This window comes from Natroniella acetigena (genome assembly GCF_023227745.1).
GTDB classification, from domain to species: Bacteria; Bacillota; Halanaerobiia; order Halobacteroidales; family Halobacteroidaceae; genus Natroniella; species Natroniella acetigena.
Map to the genome: position 1 here is coordinate 1 of NZ_JALKBX010000030.1, position 20,458 is coordinate 20,458.

Below are 20,458 nucleotides of genomic sequence, written 5' to 3' on the forward strand. Positions count from 1 at the left end.
TATTCTCCTTTCATTTGATCTGGCATATTTAATGATAGAGGATATATCGGTTTTTTTGTATCTTTTTTTACTGTTAATTTATGTTATTTTTATTAAATCACAAAAGTCGTTGTTGAACCATTATTTATATAATAAAGCTGTAATATAAAACTTAATAAATTATTACTACCATTGGGGAGTAGTTCATAGGATATAGTCAACATAATGGTATTTACATACCTGGCTTTATCGACAGTAATTCTGTTTAACGAGACCTTTGGTGCGATTTTGTCGTGCCATGAGGTCTTGTTTTTATTTATATAGGTAAATTTTTAATATATAACTTATAGAAGGGGGAGATTATATTGATTAAAAGTACATTAATATTAGCAATATCTTTATCACTAGATGCCTTTGGAGTAGCATTAGGAATTGGTTGTGGGCAAGATCTTAATTTTAAGGAGAAGTTATCTTTATCTTTTTCTTTTGGGTTTTTTCAATTTTTATTAGCTTTAATAGGAGGAATCTTAGGTGGTTTTATTGCTAATTACATTTTTGATGTTTCTAGTTCTTTAGGGGGGTTAATAATATTAATTATAGGTATCCTATTTATTAAAGATGGATTAGAAAAAGAAAAGGAGTGTTTGGATTATAAACTAGATCTTTGGAAGTATGCTCTTTTGGGAATCAGTGTTAGTATAGATGCTTTAGGTGTTGGATTTTCTATATTACATCAGTACTCTATTAGTATGATAGCAACTAGTTCTTTGTTAATTGGTTTAATAGCATCAACATTTACTTTAATTGCAGTATTTACAGTAAAATATATAAAAAGTTTAGCTCTATTAAAAAAGTATTCTGGGTATGTAGGAGGAATTATATTAATATTATCTGGGATTGTGATGATAGCAGGGTGAATTTTGGGAAATGTTCTTATCAATTTAATTGAGTCTTTTAAAAATAATAGATTTCAAATTAATGGTTAAAGAAAATGTTAGCTATAAAAAATTATGAATTTTGACTTGCAATTAATAAAATTGTAGAAGAATATAATTTTTCCTTGACATATTTGTCTTATATATGTATAATTAATAATGGAAAAAATGATAGATCCAATTGTTGAGTGAGGCTCCTGTATGGAGATAAGCTATTGCCCAGAAACGTCCAGAGACGCCAATGGGTAGAACAGATAGTAGACCGAGCTAAGGCCTATCTAAGATAGCTGACTATTTAATTAGTCTATGTCATACAGTGTCGAAGCTTAGACGAGGAGTTGGATGCTAATAGTTAATTATTGTTAGTAAAGAACTCCTTGGGAGTTCTTTTATTTATTTGGGATAAAATTTAATATAAGGTAGATCCAATTGTTGAGTGAGGCTCCTGTATGGAGATAAGCTATTGCCCAGAAATGTCCAGAGACGCCAATGGGTAGAACAGATAGTAGACCGAGTTAAGGCCTATCTAAGATAGCTGACTATTTAATTAGTCTATGTCATACAGTGTCGAAGCTTAGACGAGGAGTTGGATGCTAATAGTTAATTATTGTTAGTAAAGAACTCCTTGGGAGTTCTTTTATTTATTTGGGATAAAATTTAATATAAGGTAGATCCAATTGTTGAGTGAGGCTCCTGTATGGAGATAAGCTATTGCCCAGAAATGTCCAGAGACGCCAATGGGTAGAACAGATAGTAGACCGAGTTAAGGCCTATCTAAGATAGCTGACTATTAATTAGTCTATGTCATACAGTGTCGAAGCTTAGACGAGGAGTTGGATGCTAATAAAGATAGTTATTTTATTAGTTAAGAGCTCCTTGGGAGCTCTTTTATCTATTTAGTAAACTCTTATTTGTAATAAGGCTAATATGATAGCCATAATTTATTGATAAAAAAAGTGAGGTGATAAATAATATCGGATTTTTATGAGAGAAATAGCGTCTATAGCTTTGAAGACTAAACTAAATTTTTAGTTGAAGGATTATCAAGGAGGAATTAAAATGGAAATTAGAGAAAGAGTTGAAAGTTTAATTAAGAAGAAAGAAATGGATGTTTTAAAGAAAGAAGTAAATGAGGTACATGTAGCTGATTTATTAAATTTGATGAAAGAACTAAAAAGAGAAGAACAAGTTATAGTCTTTAGATTATTAAATAAGGACTTAGCTATTGAGGTTTTTGAAAAGTTAGACCCAAATTTTCAAAGAGAACTAATCTCAGCTTTTGCTGAAAATGAGGTTATTGAGATTATTGAAAATCTTGATTTTGATGATCGAGCTCGTTTATTAGATGAATTACCTGCTAAAGTGGCTAAAAGAATTCTTAATAAGTTTAACAAAGAAGAAAGAGAAATGATTGCTGATCTTTTAGGTTATGCTCCTGAGACTGCTGGTAGAATAATGAATCCAGAATATATTAGCTTAAAGAAAGATTTGACAGTTGAAGAAGCAATGGATAGTTTACGAAAGAATAATATTAGTAGAGATACAGCATATACAATTTATATTACTGATCAAGAAAGAAGATTAGAAGGAGCAATTTCATTAAGAGTTTTAGTAATGGCAGATAAAGAGAAGAATATCGAAGATATAATGTATGATAATCCAGTATCTGTAAATACTTATACTGATCAAGAAGAGGTTGCTAAATTATTACAACAGCAAGACTTAGCAGCTGTACCAGTTGTTGATCGAGAAAATAGGCTTGTTGGTTTAGTGACTTTTGATGATGCGATGGATGTACTCGAAGAAGAGACAACTGAAGATATTTTAGATAAAGCCGGTTTTTCAGATTTAGGTCAAAAGGAGTCTGATCGGAGTCAAGTTTTAGTTTCAGGTTCATTATTAGAAGTTTTAAAAGTACGATTACCTTATTTGATTTTAACACTAATAGGTGGTATTTTAGCTGGAACTATTATTGAAGGATATGAAGATTCTTTAGAAGCAATTACAGCTCTTGCCTTCTTTATTCCTGTAATAATGGATATGGGTGGTAATGTAGGAACTCAATCTTCAACAATCTTTGCTAGAGCATTAGTAATTGGCCAGATAAATGTTAAGAAGTTTGCTAGTCATTGGTTACGTGAGATTAAAATAGGAATTACTATGGGAGTATTATTAGGAACTTTAGCTGGATTTATAGCAACTGTATGGCAAGGAAATCCTATGTTAGGAGTAGTTGTTGGAATATCTTTAGCAAGTACTCTTACTTTAGCAACTGCACTTGGATTTTTAGTTCCTTATATGTTAGTAAAGCTAGGTTTTGATCAAGCAGCTGGTTCTGACCCGATTATTACTACTGCTAAGGATATTACAGGGCTTTTAATTTACTTCTTTTTAGCTAGCCAACTATTAGGTCATATGTTATAAAGAAAAATTCGTGTTTGTGATCTGTTGTTAATTTTAATTGTTAAATAGCAATGGATCATAGACACGAATAAGTTTTTAAGATATGTATTATGTAATATTATGGAGGAATTAAGATGGAAGTTTGGGAGTTTATTATAAGATTGTTGGTAGCCTTGATAGCTGGAGTTATTATTGGTGCAGAAAGAGAATGGCGAAAAAGAATGGCTGGAATTAGAACAAATACTTTAGTTGCTGTAGGAGCAGCGTTGTATGTTCTATTTTCAATGATGTTTCCTGAAGAAAGTAGTCCGACTAGAGTTGGTGCCTCAATAGTTTCTGGGATTGGTTTTCTTGGTGGAGGAGTAATAATAAAAAAAGGGTTTAGCATTAGTGGTTTAAATACTGCTGCTACTTTATGGTGTAGTGCAGCTACAGGAGTATTAGCAGGAGCTGGTTATTTAAATAAAGCTATTATAGGTTCTATTGTTGTACTTATTTCTCATCTGTTGTTACGTTATTTTCAATATAAATTTATAGGTGAGCATAACGATTTTAGAGATTCAGAATGTAAAATTATCATTATATTTAATGATGTTGATTTAAGAGAAGGGAATTCTTACTTAGAAAAAATAGCTAAAGAGAGTGGAGGTAATATCAAGCATATTTCTAGTAATCTTATTCAAGATGATGTTTTAAAGATTACTGCTTATCTACAAATTAAGGGAATAGATGTTAAAATGTTATATGATTTAATAAGTAAGTATTCTAAGCATAAAAAGATAGATAATATAGAATTAGAAATAGATGAGTTTAGCACTGACTTTAAAGTAAATAGCAATGCAAAATTAAGTAGAAAAATGTAATATTTATGTTATCCAATATTTAGATGGTGCTGACTATTTTATCGGTGAAATGTCGGCCAGAAGGCAAATTAAAGAAAATATCAAAAATTAAGAAAACCCCTAAGAAACTGGTAGTAGCAAGGTTCTTAGGGGTTATTATATACTTGATTAAGTTAATTGTATTAATGCCAACCCAAATACCTAGTCAGATCTTAACCAGATCTGGCTTTTTCCTTTTCGGGCTAACTTTATGCTAATCTTGGAAGTTAGTTGCTTTAGATATTATGTATAATAATTGCAGATGTTGGCCTGAATTATAAAGAAAATATTGCTAGCTTGATGCTTAACTTAAGCTAGTGATAATTAGGGATAGTGGTACTGAGTGATTGTGTCAGTACTACTATCCCGTTTGTTTTTGGTGTTGCCAATATCCAACACCCAGTTAGATCTTAAACAGATCTGGCTTTTTTCTTTTTGGGCCAACAATGTGTCAATCTTGGGAGTTGGCTGCCTTAGATATTGTGTATAATGATTGCAGATGTTGGCCCAGTAGGGAGGAGGGAGGAATAAATCTATTGATGCTATTTATTATTTCATAGGGCTGATGGGAGGGGGGATTTATTATTGGTTAGGTGGTGATGATCAGTCCTTAAAGTTCCTAATCACTATAGTAGTAGTCGATTATATTACTGGATTGTTATCTGCTTTTGTTTTGAAAGAGTTGAATAGCAAAATAGGTCATAGAGGAATACTTCGCAAGATTGGTCTTTTTTTAAGCATAGTAATTGCTCATTTGGCTGATGAAGTATTGGGAAGTCAAGGAATGATTCGCTTAATGGCTATTTGGTTTTACATCTCCAAGGAGGGGATTAGTGCTGTAGAGAATTTGGCCCAGGCTGGTGTGCCAATTCCTAAAGCTTTGAAGAAAGCTTTACAACAGATTCAAGAGAAATAGGAGGAGTTTTATGAGTGAAGTTATTGGATTTTTGACGGCGACAGGACTGAATTTTGTTCCTGTGATTACTATAGTAGTAGCTTTATTGAGAAAACTTTTTCCTAGCTTAGATCCTTACTTCGAGAAGGGTTCTATAGTTTTAGCAGAGGTTGATGATATTTTAGATGGTATTTTGCTGGAGTATTCAGAGAATAATGCTTTAAATAGAGTCAACGATGTAGTAGAAAACTTAGTCCAACAACTAAAAAGAGCAGGTTATAAAGTTGATCAGGAAACGGAGGTGAAGATTGAGAATCATGTCAAAGGTAGGTTAAAGAGAGAAGAAGGAGCTAATGTTTCTTGGGATGGTGATGATTTGAAGCTGGAGTATAATAAAAACTTTTAATCAAGGAGGAGATAAAATGAGAGGAGTAATTGATCGTTTTGTTGGTGATTTTGCAGTGGTGTTATTGGAGAAGCAAAGAGTGCAGTTGGATGTATTGAAGGATGAGATACCTGGAGATCCTGAAGAGGGGGATTGGCTACAGATTAAATTTATTCCCGACAAGAAGTATACTAAAGAGCGAAGAGAAGAAATGCAGAAGATGTTGGATAAGTTAACAGGTTAATATTATTTGATTCGGTCAGTGCCTTTGGGTGCTGGCTTTTTTATTTTTTATAAAGGAAGAATGAGTTAAATTATAGAAGAAATAATATAACAATAAGTTAAATTGTAGAAACAATAATATAATATGGATGAAATGTTAATTTAGATTTGATCAAAGGGGGGTAAATATGGAGAAGAGTAATTTTGATTTCCTCAAAGAAAGCTGGCCTATACTTGCTAACTTGGGAGAATTGGCAGAGCAAAACTTATATGATGATCCTAATACTACTTTGATAAAACTAAGGATGTTTGGAGAGAAGATAGTTGATTATATGTTTGCTTATGATAAGTTAGAGGAACCAGAAGATGATAGACAATTTAATAAGTTAAAGATATTAAAGCAAGAAGGGTTAATGAATGAAGATATACTTGATATTTTTCACCTGTTAAGGAGAGCAGGTAATAAAGCTGTACATGATACTTATGATTCTTTAGAGAAGGCTAAAACAGTTTTATCTTTATCTTTCAAAGCTGGGGTTTGGTTTATGCAAGTTTATGGTGAGTGGAATTTTGAGCCAGATGAATTTGTATTACCTGATGAATCAAAGATTAATGAAGATATAGAAGTTATGAGACAATCCTATGAAGAGGAGTTGGCCCAGTTAAAAGAAAAGTTAGAAGCAGTTCGACAAGAAGAGGGAGTAGCTCGAGAAACAAGAAAGAAACAGAGTCGAAAGTCAGCTTCACAGATGGATTTAAATGAAGATGAAACTAGAGTAATCATAGATGATAAGTTAAGGCAGCGAGGCTGGGAAGTTGATAGTGAAAATTTAAGGTATTCAAAAGGAACAAGACCAGAAAAAGGAAGGAATTTAGCTATTGCAGAATGGCCAATTGATAAAGAGGAGTCTTGGCCTAGAAGGGCAGATTATGCATTATTTATTAATAAAAAATTAGTGGGAATTATTGAGGCTAAGAGAAAGAGTAAGGATATTCCTTCAGATTTAGAACAGGCTAAAGATTATGCTAGGGATATAAAGCTAACTGAAGGAGAACAGGTAGGAAAATGGGGTGAATATAATGTTCCCTTTATGTTTGCTACTAATGGACGACCTTATTTAGAGCAGATAAAGGAAAAGTCAGGGATTTGGTTTCTTGATGGGAGAGCTTCTACTAATCACTCACGAGTACTGCCTGATTGGTATACTCCAGAAGGATTAATGGAATTATTAGAAAAAGATAAAGAAGAGGCTAATCAAAGATTAAAGGAAGAAGATTTTGATTATTTACGTGATAATAGTAGTTTGAGCCTAAGAGATTATCAGGTAGAAGCTATTAAAAAAGTAGAGGAAGCTATTAGAAATGATAAGAGGGAAATGCTATTAGCTATGGCTACAGGAACAGGAAAGACGAGAACTATAATTGGGTTGGCTTATCGCTTAATTAAGGCTAAGAGATTTAAACGAATCTTATTTTTAGTTGATAGAACTACTTTGGGAGAACAAGCAGAAAATTCTTTTAAAGAAGCAACGATCGAGGACTTGATGGATTTTGGTTCCATCTATGATATAAAAAGCTTAGATGATAAAGAGCCAGAGCGGGAGACTAAGATACATATATCTACTGTTCAAGGAATGCTTAAAAGAGTAATGTATAGTCAAGAATTAGAGGATGTTCCTCCCATTGACTGGTATGATTGTATCATAGTAGATGAAGCTCATCGAGGTTATTTATTAGATAAAGAGATGAGTGAAGATGAGTTGGAGTATAGAGATCCATTAGATTATATCAGTAAATATCGTAGAGTAATAGAGCATTTTGATGCAATTAAGATTGGGTTAACAGCTACACCTGCTTTGCATACTAAGAAGATATTTGGGAAACCGGTCTTTAAATATAGTTATCGACAAGCTGTAATAGATGGTTATTTAGTTGACCATAAACCTCCACATCAGATCAGCACTAAATTATCAACTGAAGGAATTAATTTTAAGGCTGGGGAAGTTGTTCCGATTTATGATCCTGTTACTGGTGAGATTATTAATAATGAGGAACTACCTGATGATTTAGATTTTGATGTTGATGATTTCAATAAAAAAGTGGTAACGGAGAGTTTTAATCGGGTAGTAGTTAGAGAGGTTGTTAAGGATCTTGATCCTTATGGTGAAGAGAAGACGCTTGTTTTTGCTTGTAGAGATAGTCATGCTGATATGTTGGTTAGAATTTTTAAAGAAGAGTTTGAGAAGATTGGAGTACCGGTTGATGATGATGCAGTTGCTAAGATAACTGGTTCAGTAAAGGCTCCTTCAGAGATGGTAAGAAGGTATAAAAATGAGCAGAATCCTAATATAGCAATAACAGTTGACTTATTAACAACAGGGATTGATGTTCCTAAAATATCTAATCTCGTCTTCTTAAGAAGGGTTAGATCACGAATTTTATATGAACAGATGTTAGGCAGAGCTACAAGGTTAGCAGATGATATAGGAAAGACACATTTTAATATTTATGATGCTGTAGGTTTATATGAAGGGTTGAAGAAGGTATCTAATATGAAGCCAGTAGTAGCTAATCCACAGATTGAGTTTACTACTTTGCTTGATGAGGTATCTAAATTTGATGATAAGAAAAGACAACAAAAGAGTATAGATGAGATAGTTGCTAAGTTACAGCGTAAGAAAAATCATCTTAGAGAAGAAGAGGAAGAAAAATTCACTTATTTAGCTCAAGGAAAGGATCCAGAGGAGTTTATTGACTGGTTAAAAGAGAGCTCTGTAAAAGAAGTAGTCGATAAAGCAGAAGATTTGAAGTCAGTATTTAGCTTTTTAGATGAAGATAGACATTATCCAGAAAAGCAGGTTATTGCAGAAAGGTCTGATGAATTGATTGCTCATGAACGTGGTTATGGAAAGGAAGGCAAGAAGCCAGAGGATTATTTAGAAGAGTTCAGTAGATTTATTGACGAGAATATGAATAAGATACCTGCTTTAGAGATTGCTTGTAAGCGTCCTAAGGAGCTGACCAGAAAGGTGTTAAAAGAATTAAAACTAGAGCTTGATAAGCATGGGTTTAATGAAACTAATTTAAATACTGCCTGGAAGGAAGCCAAAAATGAGGAAATTATAGCTGATATTATTAGTTTTATTAGGCAAGAGGCATTAGGGGTTTCACTAATGAGCCACGAAGAGAGAATAGAGCAAGCAATGGAGAAAGTAAAGGGGATTAAAGATTGGAAGAAGGTACAATTAAATTGGCTAGAGAGAATAGAGAAACAGCTGAAAGAAGAGACTGTAATAGATAAAGAAAGCTTTGATCAGGAACCATTTAAATCTAAAGGTGGTTATAGAAGAATAAATAAGATATTTGCAGGAAAGCTTGATAATGTGTTAGAATTAATAAATGAAAACTTATATCAAGATATAGGATAATTAAGGAGGATATTAATTTATGGGTACGCAGGAGATAGTGCAAAAGTTATGGGGTTTATGTGATGTATTAAGAGATGATGGAATTACGTATCATCAGTATGTAACAGAATTGACTTATATCCTATTTTTGAAGATGGCTAAAGAGACAGGTGCTGAGGAGAATATTCCTGAAGATTATAGATGGGATAATTTAAGAGCTAAAGAAGGAGCAGAGCTTAAAAAGTTTTATAGAAAGCTATTGGTTGATCTTTCTAATGAAGGTCAAGGGAAGGTTAAGCAGATTTATGCCAATGCTAATACTAATATAGATGAGCCGAAGAATTTAGAGAAGATAATTAAATCGATTGATGAGTTAGACTGGTATAGTGCTAAGGAAGAGGGCTTAGGTAATCTCTATGAAGGGCTGTTAGAGAAGAATGCCAATGAGAAGAAATCGGGAGCAGGGCAGTACTTTACTCCTCGACCATTGATTGATGTAATGGTGGAGTTAGTAGATCCTAAAGCGGGAGAGAAGTGTAATGATCCAGCAGCAGGAACCTTTGGATTTATGATTGCTGCTGATAGGCATGTCAGAAAGAAGACAGATGATTATTTTGAGTTGAGTAGTAAGGAGGCAGATTTTCAACGAGAAGAGGCTTTTACAGGTTGTGAGTTGGTACAAGATACACATAGATTAAGTTTAATGAATGCTATGTTACATGACATTAATGGGAAGATTTATTTAGGTGATACCTTATCTAACTTTGGAAAGCAGATGAAAGGATATGATGTAGTATTGACCAATCCTCCTTTTGGAACTAAGATGAAGGGAGAAAGAGCTACAAGGGATGACTTTACCTTTCCAACATCTAATAAGCAGTTGAACTTTTTACAGCATATCTATCGTTCCCTTAAAAAAGATGGTAAGGCAAGGGCAGGGGTGGTTTTACCTGATAATGTTTTATTTGAGACTGGTGATGGTCAGAAAATTAGAGAAGATTTATTAAATAAGTGTAATCTACATACTATTTTGCGATTGCCGACAGGGATCTTTTATGCTAAAGGAGTCAAGACCAATGTTCTATTCTTTACTCGAGGAACAACTGATAAGGATAATACGGAAGGTGTCTGGATCTATGATCTGCGGACTAATATGCCAAGCTTTGGTAAAAGAAATCCGTTGAAAAAGAAGCATTTTGAGGACTTTATTGCAGCTTATCAAGCGGAGGATAGATCTAAGGTAGATGATGAGCGATGGTCTTATCATAGTATAGAAAAGATTAAAAAGAAGGACTATAACCTCGATCTAGGCTTAATTCAAGATGATGATGTGACTACTTATGAAGATTTGCCGGAGCCGATAGATGCTACTGAAGAGGCAATGGATCAGTTAGAAGAAGCAGTAGGATTATTAGATGAAGTATTAACAGAACTACAAGAGATTGAGGGGAATTAAGATGGCAAAGAAGAGTTTAGAGAAGAAGTTAGAAGAAGCATTGGTTTCAAAAGAAGAGCAGCCGTATGAAGTGCCTGAAAATTGGGTTTGGGTGAAATTGAAATATATAAATAAAAGAAGTGGACAAGGTATAAAACCTAAAGATTATCCTGATGAAAAATTTGAATTATATAGTGTACCAAGTTATGCTGAAGGAAAACCAAAATATTCTTTAGGTAAAGAAATAGGTTCTAGAAAGAAAATAGTATTTGAAGATAATGTATTGATCTGTAGAATAAACCCTAGACTTAATAGAGTATGGATAGTTAATTCTAAAAATAAATATCGACAGATTGCATCAACTGAATGGATAGTTGTTAATTCCAGAAAAAATGTTTATCCTAAATATTTAAGGTGCTTTTGTATGTCTAGTTATTATAGAAGATACTTAAGAGCTAATACTTCTGGAGTTGGTGGTTCTTTAACTCGGGCAAGGGCAAAAGATGTTAGGGAATCTCCAATAGCCTTGCCACCTTTAAAAGAGCAAAAAAGAATAGTAGCTAGAGTTGAATCAATGTTAGATAAGATAAAGCAAGCACGAGAGTTAATCGAGCAAACAGAAGAATCATTTGAAGGTAGAAAGGCAGCTATCTTGGCCAAAGCTTTTCGGGGTGAGTTAACAGAGCAGTGGAGAGAAAAGAATGAGAATATTGAATCTGCAAAAGAACTTATAGATAAGATATGGGATAAAAGGTTTAAATTAATTAAAACAAAAAGTACAAGAGAACAAAACAAATTAAAAAAATACTATGAGAAAAGTGAAAAAAGAGGAGAGTTAGATAATCCGCTAAATATAGAAATGCCTCCAAAATGGAAAGTATGTCAAATTGTTGATATAGGAGATGTCCATAATGGAGCTACCCCGTTAAGAAGGGAAGAAGAATATTGGGGTGGTAATATAAATTGGATTAGCTCTGGAGAAGTTAAAGATAATATTATAACAGATTCAGAAGAGAAAATAACACAATTGGGATATGAGAATAGTTCTGTTACCCTTCTTAAACCAGGTACTGTTTTACTAGCAATGATTGGGAATGGCAAGACTAGAGGAAGAACTGCTATATTAGATATAGAAGCAACAACAAATCAAAATATTGCAGGTATAGCATTAGAGCATGGATTAATGTGTTCTAAATATTTATGGTATTGGTTTCAATTTAGATATGAGTATACTAGAATTAGAGGGAATGGATCTGGACCTAAAGCTTTAAATGGAAAAAAGGTTAGAAGATTACCATTAGTATTAGCTCCATTAGAAGAACAAAAGGAAATTGTGAAGATATTAGATTCGATGTTAGGTAAAATGGAAAGAGAAAAAGAAATAATAGAGAAAGTTAAAGATAAATTAGCTACTTTAGAAAAATCGATTCTAGCCAAAGCCTTCCGAGGAGAGTTAGGAACAAATGATCCAGAGGATGGAGATGTATTAGAGTTATTAAAGGAAGTATTGAGTGAAGAGTAAATTAGGGAAATCCATTGATAATTAAATAGTGATTAGTTTTAATTCCTGGGCCAACTGCTCAGGAATTATTTTTATAAGTTCAATACAGCTATCTTGGTTTTTGAAGAAATAGTGCTTGATTTTAGAAATAATATTTGGTTTGAAGCTAACCTTGTTTCTGTATTAGGGGCTATATATAATCAGATAGTTAAAACTAATTATATAGAAGTAAGGAATTTACAAAGGAAAGTAGAAGATATATTTAGAATAAATGGTTTTTTATGTGCATTATTTGATCAAGATAGAGCTTATGATAAATATAATACTACTATTAAATATAAAGAATTTAATTCAGATGAAGCACGCTCTTTTGCTGAATATTTAAGAAATGAATTGCTTATAAATAATGAATTACCTAAGATGTCTGAACGGTTAAAGAAAGAGATACGGGGAAATATTGAAGAAATTTTTCAAAATGCAAGAATTCATGGTAATTGTGATAAAGTTTTTAGTTGTGGTCAGTATTATTATAAAAATGCAAAAATAGATTTTACTATAACTGATATAGGGGATACTATTAAAGATAAATATGAAGAAAGATTTAAGCAAAAAATTTCTGGGGAAGATGCGATAAAATGGGCTGTAGAACCCAATAATACTACTAAAGTAGGGACTCCAGGTGGTTTAGGTATAAATTTATTAAGAGATTTTTTAAGGATAAATAAAGGTAAAGTTCACGACATCCAGGTTAGAGTGTTTAAATAGAAGATGTAGTTCAGAAGAAAAACACTCCTAAACCACATCTTCTAATAAAAGCGTCATGACCAATATTTTAAAAAGAGAATATTTGATTTAACCAGACTATCATCTTTTATGGTGATAGTTTTTTATTAGAAGGTCGGTCAACACGCTAATGTTCTAGTTATCTTTTATGCATTTAAGATAGTATGCTTCTCCATGATGAAGGAGAGTAATATTTTTTGGTTAATTAATAAAATAAGCTCATATAATTACATAAGTAATGCCATAATAAGTATAGAAAGAGTAGCAAAATTAAATGAGGATAATTATGAAGAAATAATCCTGGATTGGTTTGAAGAGAATATTACAAGCCAAAAGCTTAGGTTAATGCTAGAGTCTTTAACTTCTGGAGATATAGAGACCTTTGCAGGGGTTTTTAGAGGGTAGGAGGAGATAAAGTGATCGATAAGGATAGAGTAGTAGAAATCATTCGCAAGTATTGTAGCCAAAATCAAGATATAGTAGCAGTCTATCTTTTTGGCTCTTTGGCCCGAGGTACTTTCAATCAAAATAGTGATGTAGATATAGCACTTATGCTTAATCCTAACTTAGATAAATTAGAAGCCTTTGATTTGAAATTAGAGATTGCTGTAGATTTAGAAAAATCATTGGGAGTTGAAGTTGATGTTGTTATCTTTTCTAATGCTGATTTAAGATTAAAGCATCAGATTATTAAAGGAGATTTAATTATAGGAAAGAATAATAAGTTAAGGATTAGAGAGGAAAGTAAAGCAGTTACTCAATACCTTGATATGAGATATTTTTATGATCAATATGAAAAGCAGGCAGGAAAGGAGTTTACTTATGGTTGATAGAGAATTAGTTAGGGGAAGGCTATTAAAATTAGAGGAGTATATTAATGATTTAAAAGAGTATGAAGATATCAAGTTTATTAAATATAAAAATGATAAATTAGTCAAGCGTTTTATTGAACGAACTTTACAGCTGGCCATTGAATCTTGTCTTGATATAGGAAGCCATATTATTAGTGATGAAAGATTAGGAGTAGCTAATACTAATGCAGATATTATTAGAATTCTAGTAGAAAATAATATAATTAAAGATAATGCTGATAATTATATCAAGATGGCCAAGTTCAGAAATGTAATTGTTCATGATTATGCTAATTTTGATGATGAAATTATCTTTGCTATCTTAACTAGAAATTTAAAGGATATAGAAATACTATTTAATTGGTTTAAAGAATATATAGAATAGAAGAGACCTTCTAGATTTAATTCCTAGAAGGTCTTTTGTAGATGAAGAGAAGTAGTGTGACTTCAAATTGTCGCCAAGGCGTCGCCAAACTCAGCGTCAATAGTTTGACACAATGTAATTATTGGTAAATAAAAAACGAATTTATAGGCTTCATCGGCATTATTTTTGTTAAATTATCTCAAAAAAACTATCTTAGCGAGACTTCAAATCCAGGTGTTGCGGGTTCAAGTCCTGCTTCCCGTGCCAATTTTATTTTTTTACATAGCAAATGTTGAGGAACTGTCCGATGAGGGAGATTTTTTATTATTTAGGAAATTATGCTTTTTATAGGTTGTGGATAACTTTTTAATTTTACTATTTTTAATGGTTTGCTTAACCTTATACTTAGCCTTAGACTATGACCGAAGGTCATTTTGTTCTTTCCGGGCCAACATTTTAAAATTAAATATTTAATCATCAGCAGACTCTTATCTCAACAGATGAGAGTTTTTCTTTGGGGTTTACTGTTAACTTTTCTTTGCAGTTGTTTTTAAAACTAATTTTTTTACTATGAAATGAAGGGTTTAATAGATGAGATAGATAGCTTATTTATATATGACCTATTTTTAATTGCTATTGAAGAGTTTAGTAATGTATGTTAAGCTAAAGTGCGGATATATTATACTAGAGGAGGATAAATAATGGCAGGAAATGTTGTTATCAAGTTAGATGATAATGGTCTATTAGATGCAAAACCATTTTTAAAGTGGGTTGGGGGTAAAAGACAGCTACTAGATGAAATTGAAGCTCGTTTACCTAAAAAAATAGTTGAGAGTAGACAAATTGATAAATATGTTGAACCTTTTGTTGGTGGTGGAGCAGTTTTTTTCTTTTTAAAAAATCATTTTGATGTTAAAGAATCTATTATTTGTGATGTTAATAGAGAATTAATAGTGGGGTATAAAACTATTAAAAACAATCCACAAGAGTTAATTGAAAAGTTGAGTAGTATTGAAAATAAATACTTAACTTTAAGTAGGGAAAATGATGAACGAAAAGAATTTTATTATGAAATTAGGGATTTATATAATAAAGAAATGCTTGATTTTGATTATGAAAATTATAATGAAGGATGGATTGAACGTTCTAAATATTTAATTTTTCTAAATAAAACTTGTTTTAATGGAATGTTCCGTCAAAATAAGAAAGGAGAATTTAATGTTCCTCATGGTAGATATGCAAATCCTACAATTTGCGATTCAGAAAATATTTTGAAAGTAAGCAAAGCATTACAAGATACTAAAATTATATGTGGTGATTTTACTGAAACCGAAGACTACATAGATGAAGGTGCATTTGTTTATTTTGATCCTCCTTATCGCCCACTAGATGATACATCTAATTTTACTGGATATTTTAAGGGTGGATTTGATGATAGTGATCAACAGAAATTAGCTGAATTTTTTAGCGAAATGGATAATAAAGGGGCTGATCTATTATTAAGTAATTCAGATCCTAAAAATGTTGATCCAAAAGATGATTTTTTTGAAGAGTTATATTGTGGCTACAATATTGAAAGGGTTCAGGCTAGAAGATCGATTAACTCTAAAGGATCTAAGCGAGGAGCAATTAATGAATTAATGATTAGCAATTAGCAATCCTCCTTCATAATAAGGGCATTTAGCGTAAAAGAAGTTTTGGAAGAAATCCCTGAGATAAATAATTTAACCTCCTAGCTTAGTACTAGGAGGTTTTATATTATCTATTTTAGTATTTAAAAGTTAGCCAAGTAGCTATAAGTTAGGCAGGAATAACTCTGTCTAACTTAAAATTCATCTTAATTTTTTCTCCACTGTTCAAACACACTTTAAGTTCAAAATCTCTAATATCTTCTTGTTCCAATTTTAATTGGTCTAAAATAGCTTCGATAAGGGCCAAGGGCTTACTATCAGTAGGATGTGGTAAGCCTTTAATAATATTTTCTATTTCTTTTAGAGCTTCTTCAGCAGTAATTTTTTCTACATTATCTCCTGTCTTCCTGACTATCTTTGCATGGGAATCCTCATTTTTGGATTGATGAAAGAAGAGTTCAGTTTCATTATTAAGTTCTATTTCTAGTCTGAAGTTATCTACCTCATCTAGTGTTTGTGTAGAAGAGCCTCCTATAAAACCTAACATCGAAAATTGAAGTTCTTCATTTTCTTGAATGCCATAGACCGTAAAACTGATACCAATAGCCAATAAAAAAAGTAGTAAAGCAACAATAGGTCTTTTTGTCTTCAAAAAAAACACTCCTTTTGCACTAAATTAAATTTAATTATTAGTATGATAACTATATAATGTCCAATTAATAAGAGTAAATTATTTCCTGCTTGAGAAGGAGGGTGTTTTAAGATTGCTCTTCTTTTAAGTATCCATATATTTGCAGACCACACCTTTTTCACTCAAATTAGAGATGCAATCTTGTAAGTATCGGTCATTGTGTTCAGGGTAAATAGTATGTTTAGTAAAGTGTTCTGATGGATCAAGAGTGCAGAAGCTATTATCGTAGCCAAGGGTTTTTCCTCTGTAAGAATCATCAATCCATTCTTGGGCAGGGCTATATCCTCGGTCTTTCATTTCTGCCATCACTTTAAAGTGATAGGCAACTAATCTACTAGGGTCATATTTAAAGACATAATCTACTGTAGCATGTTTTTTGCCCCAGCCTTTGCCACGGAGAGCACAACATTCTCGATGTTGACCGAGAAGTTGTTGACGTGGTAATTTATCAATTAAATTTTGATGCCATAATCTCATTTCAACCAATCCCCTTTATTATAAATAATTTTTGTAACAATGATACTATAACTATATTAATAGCTTTTGTCAATACGCTTACTTTAATAAGTAGACTGTTAATAGTTAGGGGTTTTTTAGATTGAGTAAGGATAGAATATATTTTATCAAGCAAAGTAATAATATAGATAGATAGTTTAATTAAATACCAATTGGGAGGTTATAAAAGTGAGAGAATTAACCCAAGCTGAAAAATTAACACTGAGGGAATTATTGCAGATGGAGACGAATGCGTTAACTAAAGCAAAAGCGACTCAGGAAATGATTGGTGATGAGGATCTTAAAAAAGAAGCAGAATCTTCTATTTTAGCAATGGAAGGTAGAATTAAAGGAATGCAACAATTTATCAATGAAAATAATCTAATAAATAGCAAGGAGGTTCATTAATATGGGAAATTTAATGTCATCTTTAGTAAATGGTGATAATCTTAAGGATCAAACAGTAGCTAATGATATGATTGCAGGAGCTAAAAGTGCAGCTACTGCTTATCTCTCTGCTATTTTAGAATCTTCTACTCCTGAGCTTAGATCCATGTATACTGACAGCTTAAATCAAATTTTAGCTGGTCATTCAGCATTAACTGCTTTAGCTGTAAATAAGGATTGGTACAAGCCATATGATATGCCAGAACAACAATTATCTGAAATTTTTAATCAATCGCAACAGTTGGTTGAGCTTCCTAAAGAGTAAATTTATTATAGATACCCCTGCTAATTTTATAGTAGGGGTATCTATTTGAACTGATTAATAACTAGGCAAGATAATGCAAATAAAATTATGTTAATTAAATCTAAAAGAAATCAGACAAAATTTGAATTGTTCTTATGTATAAGATTAAAGTTTTAGTTAAATGCTAAAAATAGTATTCAAGAGCCAACGATACCACTGTAAATATATAAACTATGAAGGAAAGGAAGAAAAAATGATGGAGATTTTAGAAGGCTTATTACATGCACTTAAATTTCTTTTTTGGGCCCTTGCTGCTCATCTTTTTCATTATCGACAGAATTTTTATCATTGGAGTTTATGGGTGCCGGTAATTTCGCTTTATTTTTTGGCTGCGAATCTTCTTCTAGCAGAGCTTTATGGAGCAGACTGGGTATTAACATTATTGGCTATAACCTTAGTTAGTGTGATAGCTACAAACTTATGGGGGGCTTATCTACATTGGGATGGTGTTAAAAGTAGGGTAGGTGGGGATAATGTTCATAATCATATGGTGGGGCCTCCTGTAATCCTACCCTTGATAGTAGCTACCGTTGCTAGTATTGATCTGTTGAGACTACTGCAAGGAGGGATCAACTGATGGTCGAAGGGAAGACTTATTATCCAGATTATGATGTTTTAGATTCAATTGAAGAGTGGGATCCCGTTACTGCTGATGCAGTACTTAAAAGATTAGGACCTTTTCCTGCTCTTAAGTTCTTAACAGCTGATGAAGAGCAGAAATTGAGAGTGATAACTAAACATCTTGTTTATGATCATCGTGATGAAATCTTTGACTGGGTGATCCATTTTATAGATCAAAGACTAGATGATGAGAAAGGTGAATACCAAAGAAGCCCTGATGCACCGCCAGAAAAGATTTTAATTCGAGAAGGATTGCAAGCAATTGATAAATTAGCGGAGAAACTTTATAATGAGGATTTTCTTTCTCTAGAGGTTGAAGAACAATTTGAGATATTGGCTTCTTTACAGGTGGGAAAGGCGGCTAGTATTCCTGAATGGTCAACAATTCCTCAACAAGATCTATTTGATAAGCTATTAATCTTGACTGTTGCTCCTTATTATTCCCACCCAACAATCTGGTCTGAGATAGGTTATGGTGGCCCTGCCCATCCTAGAGGATATTATAGAATTGAACTTGGTCTGGCAGATCCTTGGGAAGCACAGAGGAAAGATGCAACAGATAAGGAGGAAGAGAATGGAGAATGAAAGTTGTGTAGAGAAGGAAAGCTACGTACAGCACAATTGCGATCATTATGAAGATCATCGCTATGATGATTTAGAACATAGAAAGTATGGAGATAAAGAGGTCGATGTCTGTATAGTTGGTATGGGAGCTGCGGGAGGAGTATTGATCCATGAATTGAGTAAGGCAGGGTTAGAAGTAGTAGGGATTGAGGCTGGCCCTTTTTGGGATCCCCAGACCGATTTTGCTAGTGATGAATTGCATGCTTATTCATTAAATTGGCAGGATACTCGTTTATCTGGAGGTAATGATGCACTTAAATTTGGGCCAAATAATTCAGGACGGGGAGTTGGAGGTGGAACTACCCACTTTACTGGAGTATTTTATCGTTTTCATGAAAGTGATTTTAGGGTTAAATCTACCGATGGGGTAGGGGAGGATTGGCCTATTTCCTATCAAGATCTTGAACCTTATTATGATAAGATTGAGAATGATATTAAAGTTTCGGGGCCAAAACATTTTCCTTGGGGGCCTTTCAATGGCCCTTATCCTTATCCTGAAAGAGAACCTATCAGTGCTTGGGCTCAGGTATTTCGTGAAGGGTGTGAGATTTTAGGGATTAGAAGTAGTGTACCTCCATTAGCTATTCTGTCTGCTCCGTTTGATGGACGTCCCCCTTGTACTAATCGGGGTTTTTGTAATGAGGGCTGTAAGCCTAATGCTAAATTTAGTACATTAATCCATCATATACCTAAAGCAATTCAAGAGGGAGCAGAGATAATTACTGATTCAATGGTTACTAGAATATTAGTAGATGATGATGGTAAGGTCAGTGGTGTTGAGTTTAATCATGATGGTAGTTACTATCAACAGAAAGCTAAAGTAGTAATAGTATCAGCTTTTACAGTCGAAACACCAAGATTGTTACTAAATTCAGCCTGCTCTCAATATCCTGATGGGCTAGCTAATAGTAGTGGCTTGGTCGGAAAGTATATTATGCCTCATAGTGGACATGATGTCTTTGCTAAATTTGATCAAGAGATGAGACTATATAAAGGAACCCCTGTAATGGCCTGCACTCAAGATTTCTATGAAACAGATCCTGATAATGATTTTGTGAGGGGTTATACTTTGAATGCACATGGTAATAGACCAGTAGCACTGGCTAAGATTCTGACAGCTGATGCTGGATACTGGGGTAAGGATTTGCGTGAGATTATGTTAAACTTTAATTTTTATGCTCAAATAACGATGGTAGGTGAGGTTCTACCCCAAAAAGAGAATGAAGTTGTCTTAAGTGAAGAGAAGGATGAATATGGAATGCCGCGACCAAAGATAACCTTTAATTATTGTGAGAATGATAATAAGATGATTGAGCATGCGGTAGAGAAGGCCAATCAGATCTTTAAAGCAAGGGGTGGGAAACCAGCTTTTGTTGCAGCGGATACTGGACATCTATTAGGAGGATGTCGGATGGGTGATGATCCATCAAATTCTGTAGTTAATGGCTTCTGTCAAAGCCATGATATACCTAATCTCTTTATCTGTGGTGCTAGTGTCTTTACAACTTCTGGTGGTGCTAACCCGACTGAGACGATTATGGCTATTGCAGCAAGGACTGCAGACTATATTGCTGATCTGGGAACTAAAGGAGAATTTTAAATGA

The 20,458-nt window shown here is 33.1% G+C and carries 21 protein-coding genes and 3 riboswitches; of the genes, 19 read left to right on the top strand and 2 right to left on the bottom strand.

What is annotated here, in order from left to right; translation table 11 throughout:
* The first annotated feature begins 344 nt into the window (after positions 1–344).
* From MWH25_RS07690 to MWH25_RS07755, 14 genes are all read left to right on the top strand, one after another.
* Positions 345–896: a manganese efflux pump MntP gene (locus MWH25_RS07690; RefSeq protein WP_248627069.1), complete on the top strand. Its 552-nt coding sequence runs from the start codon at positions 345–347 to the stop codon at positions 894–896.
* A 191-nt stretch (positions 897–1,087) separates the two neighbouring features.
* Positions 1,088–1,260, top strand: a riboswitch (M-box (ykoK) riboswitch).
* 75 nt (positions 1,261–1,335) lie between these two features.
* Positions 1,336–1,508: riboswitch (M-box (ykoK) riboswitch) on the top strand.
* Positions 1,509–1,583: 75 nt separating this feature from the next.
* Positions 1,584–1,755, top strand: a riboswitch (M-box (ykoK) riboswitch).
* Positions 1,756–1,973: 218 nt separating this feature from the next.
* Positions 1,974–3,338, top strand: a complete 1,365-nt coding sequence (mgtE, locus tag MWH25_RS07695; protein ID WP_248627070.1) for a magnesium transporter — start codon at positions 1,974–1,976, stop codon at positions 3,336–3,338.
* 113 nt (positions 3,339–3,451) lie between these two features.
* Complete coding sequence (locus MWH25_RS07700) at positions 3,452–4,180, top strand: MgtC/SapB family protein (protein ID WP_248627071.1); 729 nt, start codon at positions 3,452–3,454, stop codon at positions 4,178–4,180.
* Between the two features lie 583 nt (positions 4,181–4,763).
* Positions 4,764–5,114, top strand: coding sequence for a phage holin family protein (locus tag MWH25_RS07705; protein ID WP_248627072.1), 351 nt, complete (start codon positions 4,764–4,766; stop codon positions 5,112–5,114).
* Between the two features lie 10 nt (positions 5,115–5,124).
* Positions 5,125–5,499 (top strand): hypothetical protein, encoded by a 375-nt coding sequence (locus MWH25_RS07710; protein WP_248627073.1) that lies wholly within the window; start codon positions 5,125–5,127, stop codon positions 5,497–5,499.
* Between the two features lie 16 nt (positions 5,500–5,515).
* Entirely contained in the window at positions 5,516–5,722 is a 207-nt protein-coding gene (locus MWH25_RS07715) for a DUF3006 domain-containing protein (RefSeq protein ID WP_248618234.1), read from the top strand.
* A gap of 166 nt (positions 5,723–5,888) precedes the next feature.
* Positions 5,889–9,128 carry a type I restriction-modification system endonuclease gene (gene hsdR / locus MWH25_RS07720; RefSeq protein WP_248627074.1) on the top strand — a complete coding sequence of 1,080 codons (3,240 nt, stop codon included), beginning with the start codon at positions 5,889–5,891 and terminating at the stop codon, positions 9,126–9,128.
* Between the two features lie 19 nt (positions 9,129–9,147).
* Positions 9,148–10,563 (top strand): class I SAM-dependent DNA methyltransferase, encoded by a 1,416-nt coding sequence (locus tag MWH25_RS07725; protein ID WP_248627075.1) that lies wholly within the window; start codon positions 9,148–9,150, stop codon positions 10,561–10,563.
* Between the two features lies 1 nt (position 10,564).
* Positions 10,565–12,064: a restriction endonuclease subunit S gene (locus MWH25_RS07730; protein ID WP_248627076.1), complete on the top strand. Its 1,500-nt coding sequence runs from the start codon at positions 10,565–10,567 to the stop codon at positions 12,062–12,064.
* A gap of 93 nt (positions 12,065–12,157) precedes the next feature.
* Positions 12,158–12,808 (top strand): hypothetical protein, encoded by a 651-nt coding sequence (locus MWH25_RS07735; protein WP_248627077.1) that lies wholly within the window; start codon positions 12,158–12,160, stop codon positions 12,806–12,808.
* Between the two features lie 195 nt (positions 12,809–13,003).
* Positions 13,004–13,231: a hypothetical protein gene (locus MWH25_RS07740; RefSeq protein WP_248627078.1), complete on the top strand. Its 228-nt coding sequence runs from the start codon at positions 13,004–13,006 to the stop codon at positions 13,229–13,231.
* A gap of 11 nt (positions 13,232–13,242) precedes the next feature.
* Positions 13,243–13,656: a type VII toxin-antitoxin system MntA family adenylyltransferase antitoxin gene (gene mntA, locus MWH25_RS07745; protein WP_248627079.1), complete on the top strand. Its 414-nt coding sequence runs from the start codon at positions 13,243–13,245 to the stop codon at positions 13,654–13,656.
* The gene (gene hepT, locus MWH25_RS07750; RefSeq protein WP_248627080.1) at positions 13,649–14,062 is read left to right on the top strand and encodes a type VII toxin-antitoxin system HepT family RNase toxin; all 414 of its coding nucleotides are present in this window, start codon (positions 13,649–13,651) and stop codon (positions 14,060–14,062) included. The genes mntA and hepT overlap by 8 nt, the downstream gene beginning before the upstream one ends.
* 680 nt (positions 14,063–14,742) lie before the next feature.
* Positions 14,743–15,696 carry a DNA adenine methylase gene (locus MWH25_RS07755; RefSeq protein WP_248627081.1) on the top strand — a complete coding sequence of 318 codons (954 nt, stop codon included), beginning with the start codon at positions 14,743–14,745 and terminating at the stop codon, positions 15,694–15,696.
* A 145-nt stretch (positions 15,697–15,841) separates the two neighbouring features.
* Here MWH25_RS07755 and MWH25_RS07760 read toward each other — a convergent pair whose 3' ends face one another.
* Positions 15,842–16,324 (bottom strand): YusW family protein, encoded by a 483-nt coding sequence (locus MWH25_RS07760; protein ID WP_248627082.1) that lies wholly within the window; start codon positions 16,322–16,324, stop codon positions 15,842–15,844.
* A 123-nt stretch (positions 16,325–16,447) separates the two neighbouring features.
* Positions 16,448–16,840: a TIGR02328 family protein gene (locus MWH25_RS07765; protein ID WP_248627083.1), complete on the bottom strand. Its 393-nt coding sequence runs from the start codon at positions 16,838–16,840 to the stop codon at positions 16,448–16,450.
* 207 nt (positions 16,841–17,047) lie between these two features.
* On the opposite strand from MWH25_RS07765, the gene MWH25_RS07770 reads away from it, so the two are divergent.
* From MWH25_RS07770 to MWH25_RS07790, 5 genes are all read left to right on the top strand, one after another.
* Positions 17,048–17,266: a hypothetical protein gene (locus tag MWH25_RS07770; RefSeq protein ID WP_248627084.1), complete on the top strand. Its 219-nt coding sequence runs from the start codon at positions 17,048–17,050 to the stop codon at positions 17,264–17,266.
* A gap of 1 nt (position 17,267) precedes the next feature.
* On the top strand, positions 17,268–17,570 hold the full coding sequence (locus MWH25_RS07775; protein ID WP_248627085.1) for a spore coat protein: 303 nt from the start codon (positions 17,268–17,270) through the stop codon (positions 17,568–17,570).
* 235 nt (positions 17,571–17,805) lie between these two features.
* Positions 17,806–18,186 carry a hypothetical protein gene (locus MWH25_RS07780; RefSeq protein WP_248627086.1) on the top strand — a complete coding sequence of 127 codons (381 nt, stop codon included), beginning with the start codon at positions 17,806–17,808 and terminating at the stop codon, positions 18,184–18,186.
* Positions 18,186–18,815: a gluconate 2-dehydrogenase subunit 3 family protein gene (locus MWH25_RS07785; protein WP_248627087.1), complete on the top strand. Its 630-nt coding sequence runs from the start codon at positions 18,186–18,188 to the stop codon at positions 18,813–18,815. Before MWH25_RS07780 ends, MWH25_RS07785 begins: the two co-directional genes overlap by 1 nt.
* A complete protein-coding gene (locus tag MWH25_RS07790) occupies positions 18,805–20,454 on the top strand; it encodes a GMC family oxidoreductase (RefSeq protein WP_248627088.1) in 1,650 nt (549 codons plus the stop codon). Before MWH25_RS07785 ends, MWH25_RS07790 begins: the two co-directional genes overlap by 11 nt.
* Positions 20,455–20,458: the final 4 nt, after the last annotated feature.

Excerpts from the sequence above, each read along its gene's own strand:
- mgtE (WP_248627070.1), top strand. The coding sequence starts at position 1,974 with ATGGAAATTAGAGAAAGAGTTGAAAGTTTAATTAAGAAGAAAGAAATG.
- MWH25_RS07700 (WP_248627071.1), top strand. The coding sequence starts at position 3,452 with ATGGAAGTTTGGGAGTTTATTATAAGATTGTTGGTAGCCTTGATAGCT.
- MWH25_RS07705 (WP_248627072.1), top strand. The coding sequence starts at position 4,764 with ATGGGAGGGGGGATTTATTATTGGTTAGGTGGTGATGATCAGTCCTTA.
- MWH25_RS07710 (WP_248627073.1), top strand. The coding sequence starts at position 5,125 with ATGAGTGAAGTTATTGGATTTTTGACGGCGACAGGACTGAATTTTGTT.
- MWH25_RS07715 (WP_248618234.1), top strand. The coding sequence starts at position 5,516 with ATGAGAGGAGTAATTGATCGTTTTGTTGGTGATTTTGCAGTGGTGTTA.
- hsdR (WP_248627074.1), top strand. The coding sequence starts at position 5,889 with ATGGAGAAGAGTAATTTTGATTTCCTCAAAGAAAGCTGGCCTATACTT.
- MWH25_RS07725 (WP_248627075.1), top strand. The coding sequence starts at position 9,148 with ATGGGTACGCAGGAGATAGTGCAAAAGTTATGGGGTTTATGTGATGTA.
- MWH25_RS07730 (WP_248627076.1), top strand. The coding sequence starts at position 10,565 with ATGGCAAAGAAGAGTTTAGAGAAGAAGTTAGAAGAAGCATTGGTTTCA.
- MWH25_RS07740 (WP_248627078.1), top strand. The coding sequence starts at position 13,004 with ATGAAGGAGAGTAATATTTTTTGGTTAATTAATAAAATAAGCTCATAT.
- hepT (WP_248627080.1), top strand. The coding sequence starts at position 13,649 with ATGGTTGATAGAGAATTAGTTAGGGGAAGGCTATTAAAATTAGAGGAG.
- MWH25_RS07755 (WP_248627081.1), top strand. The coding sequence starts at position 14,743 with ATGGCAGGAAATGTTGTTATCAAGTTAGATGATAATGGTCTATTAGAT.
- MWH25_RS07765 (WP_248627083.1), bottom strand. The coding sequence starts at position 16,840 with ATGAGATTATGGCATCAAAATTTAATTGATAAATTACCACGTCAACAA.
- MWH25_RS07775 (WP_248627085.1), top strand. The coding sequence starts at position 17,268 with ATGGGAAATTTAATGTCATCTTTAGTAAATGGTGATAATCTTAAGGAT.
- MWH25_RS07780 (WP_248627086.1), top strand. The coding sequence starts at position 17,806 with ATGGAGATTTTAGAAGGCTTATTACATGCACTTAAATTTCTTTTTTGG.
- MWH25_RS07785 (WP_248627087.1), top strand. The coding sequence starts at position 18,186 with ATGGTCGAAGGGAAGACTTATTATCCAGATTATGATGTTTTAGATTCA.
- MWH25_RS07790 (WP_248627088.1), top strand. The coding sequence starts at position 18,805 with ATGGAGAATGAAAGTTGTGTAGAGAAGGAAAGCTACGTACAGCACAAT.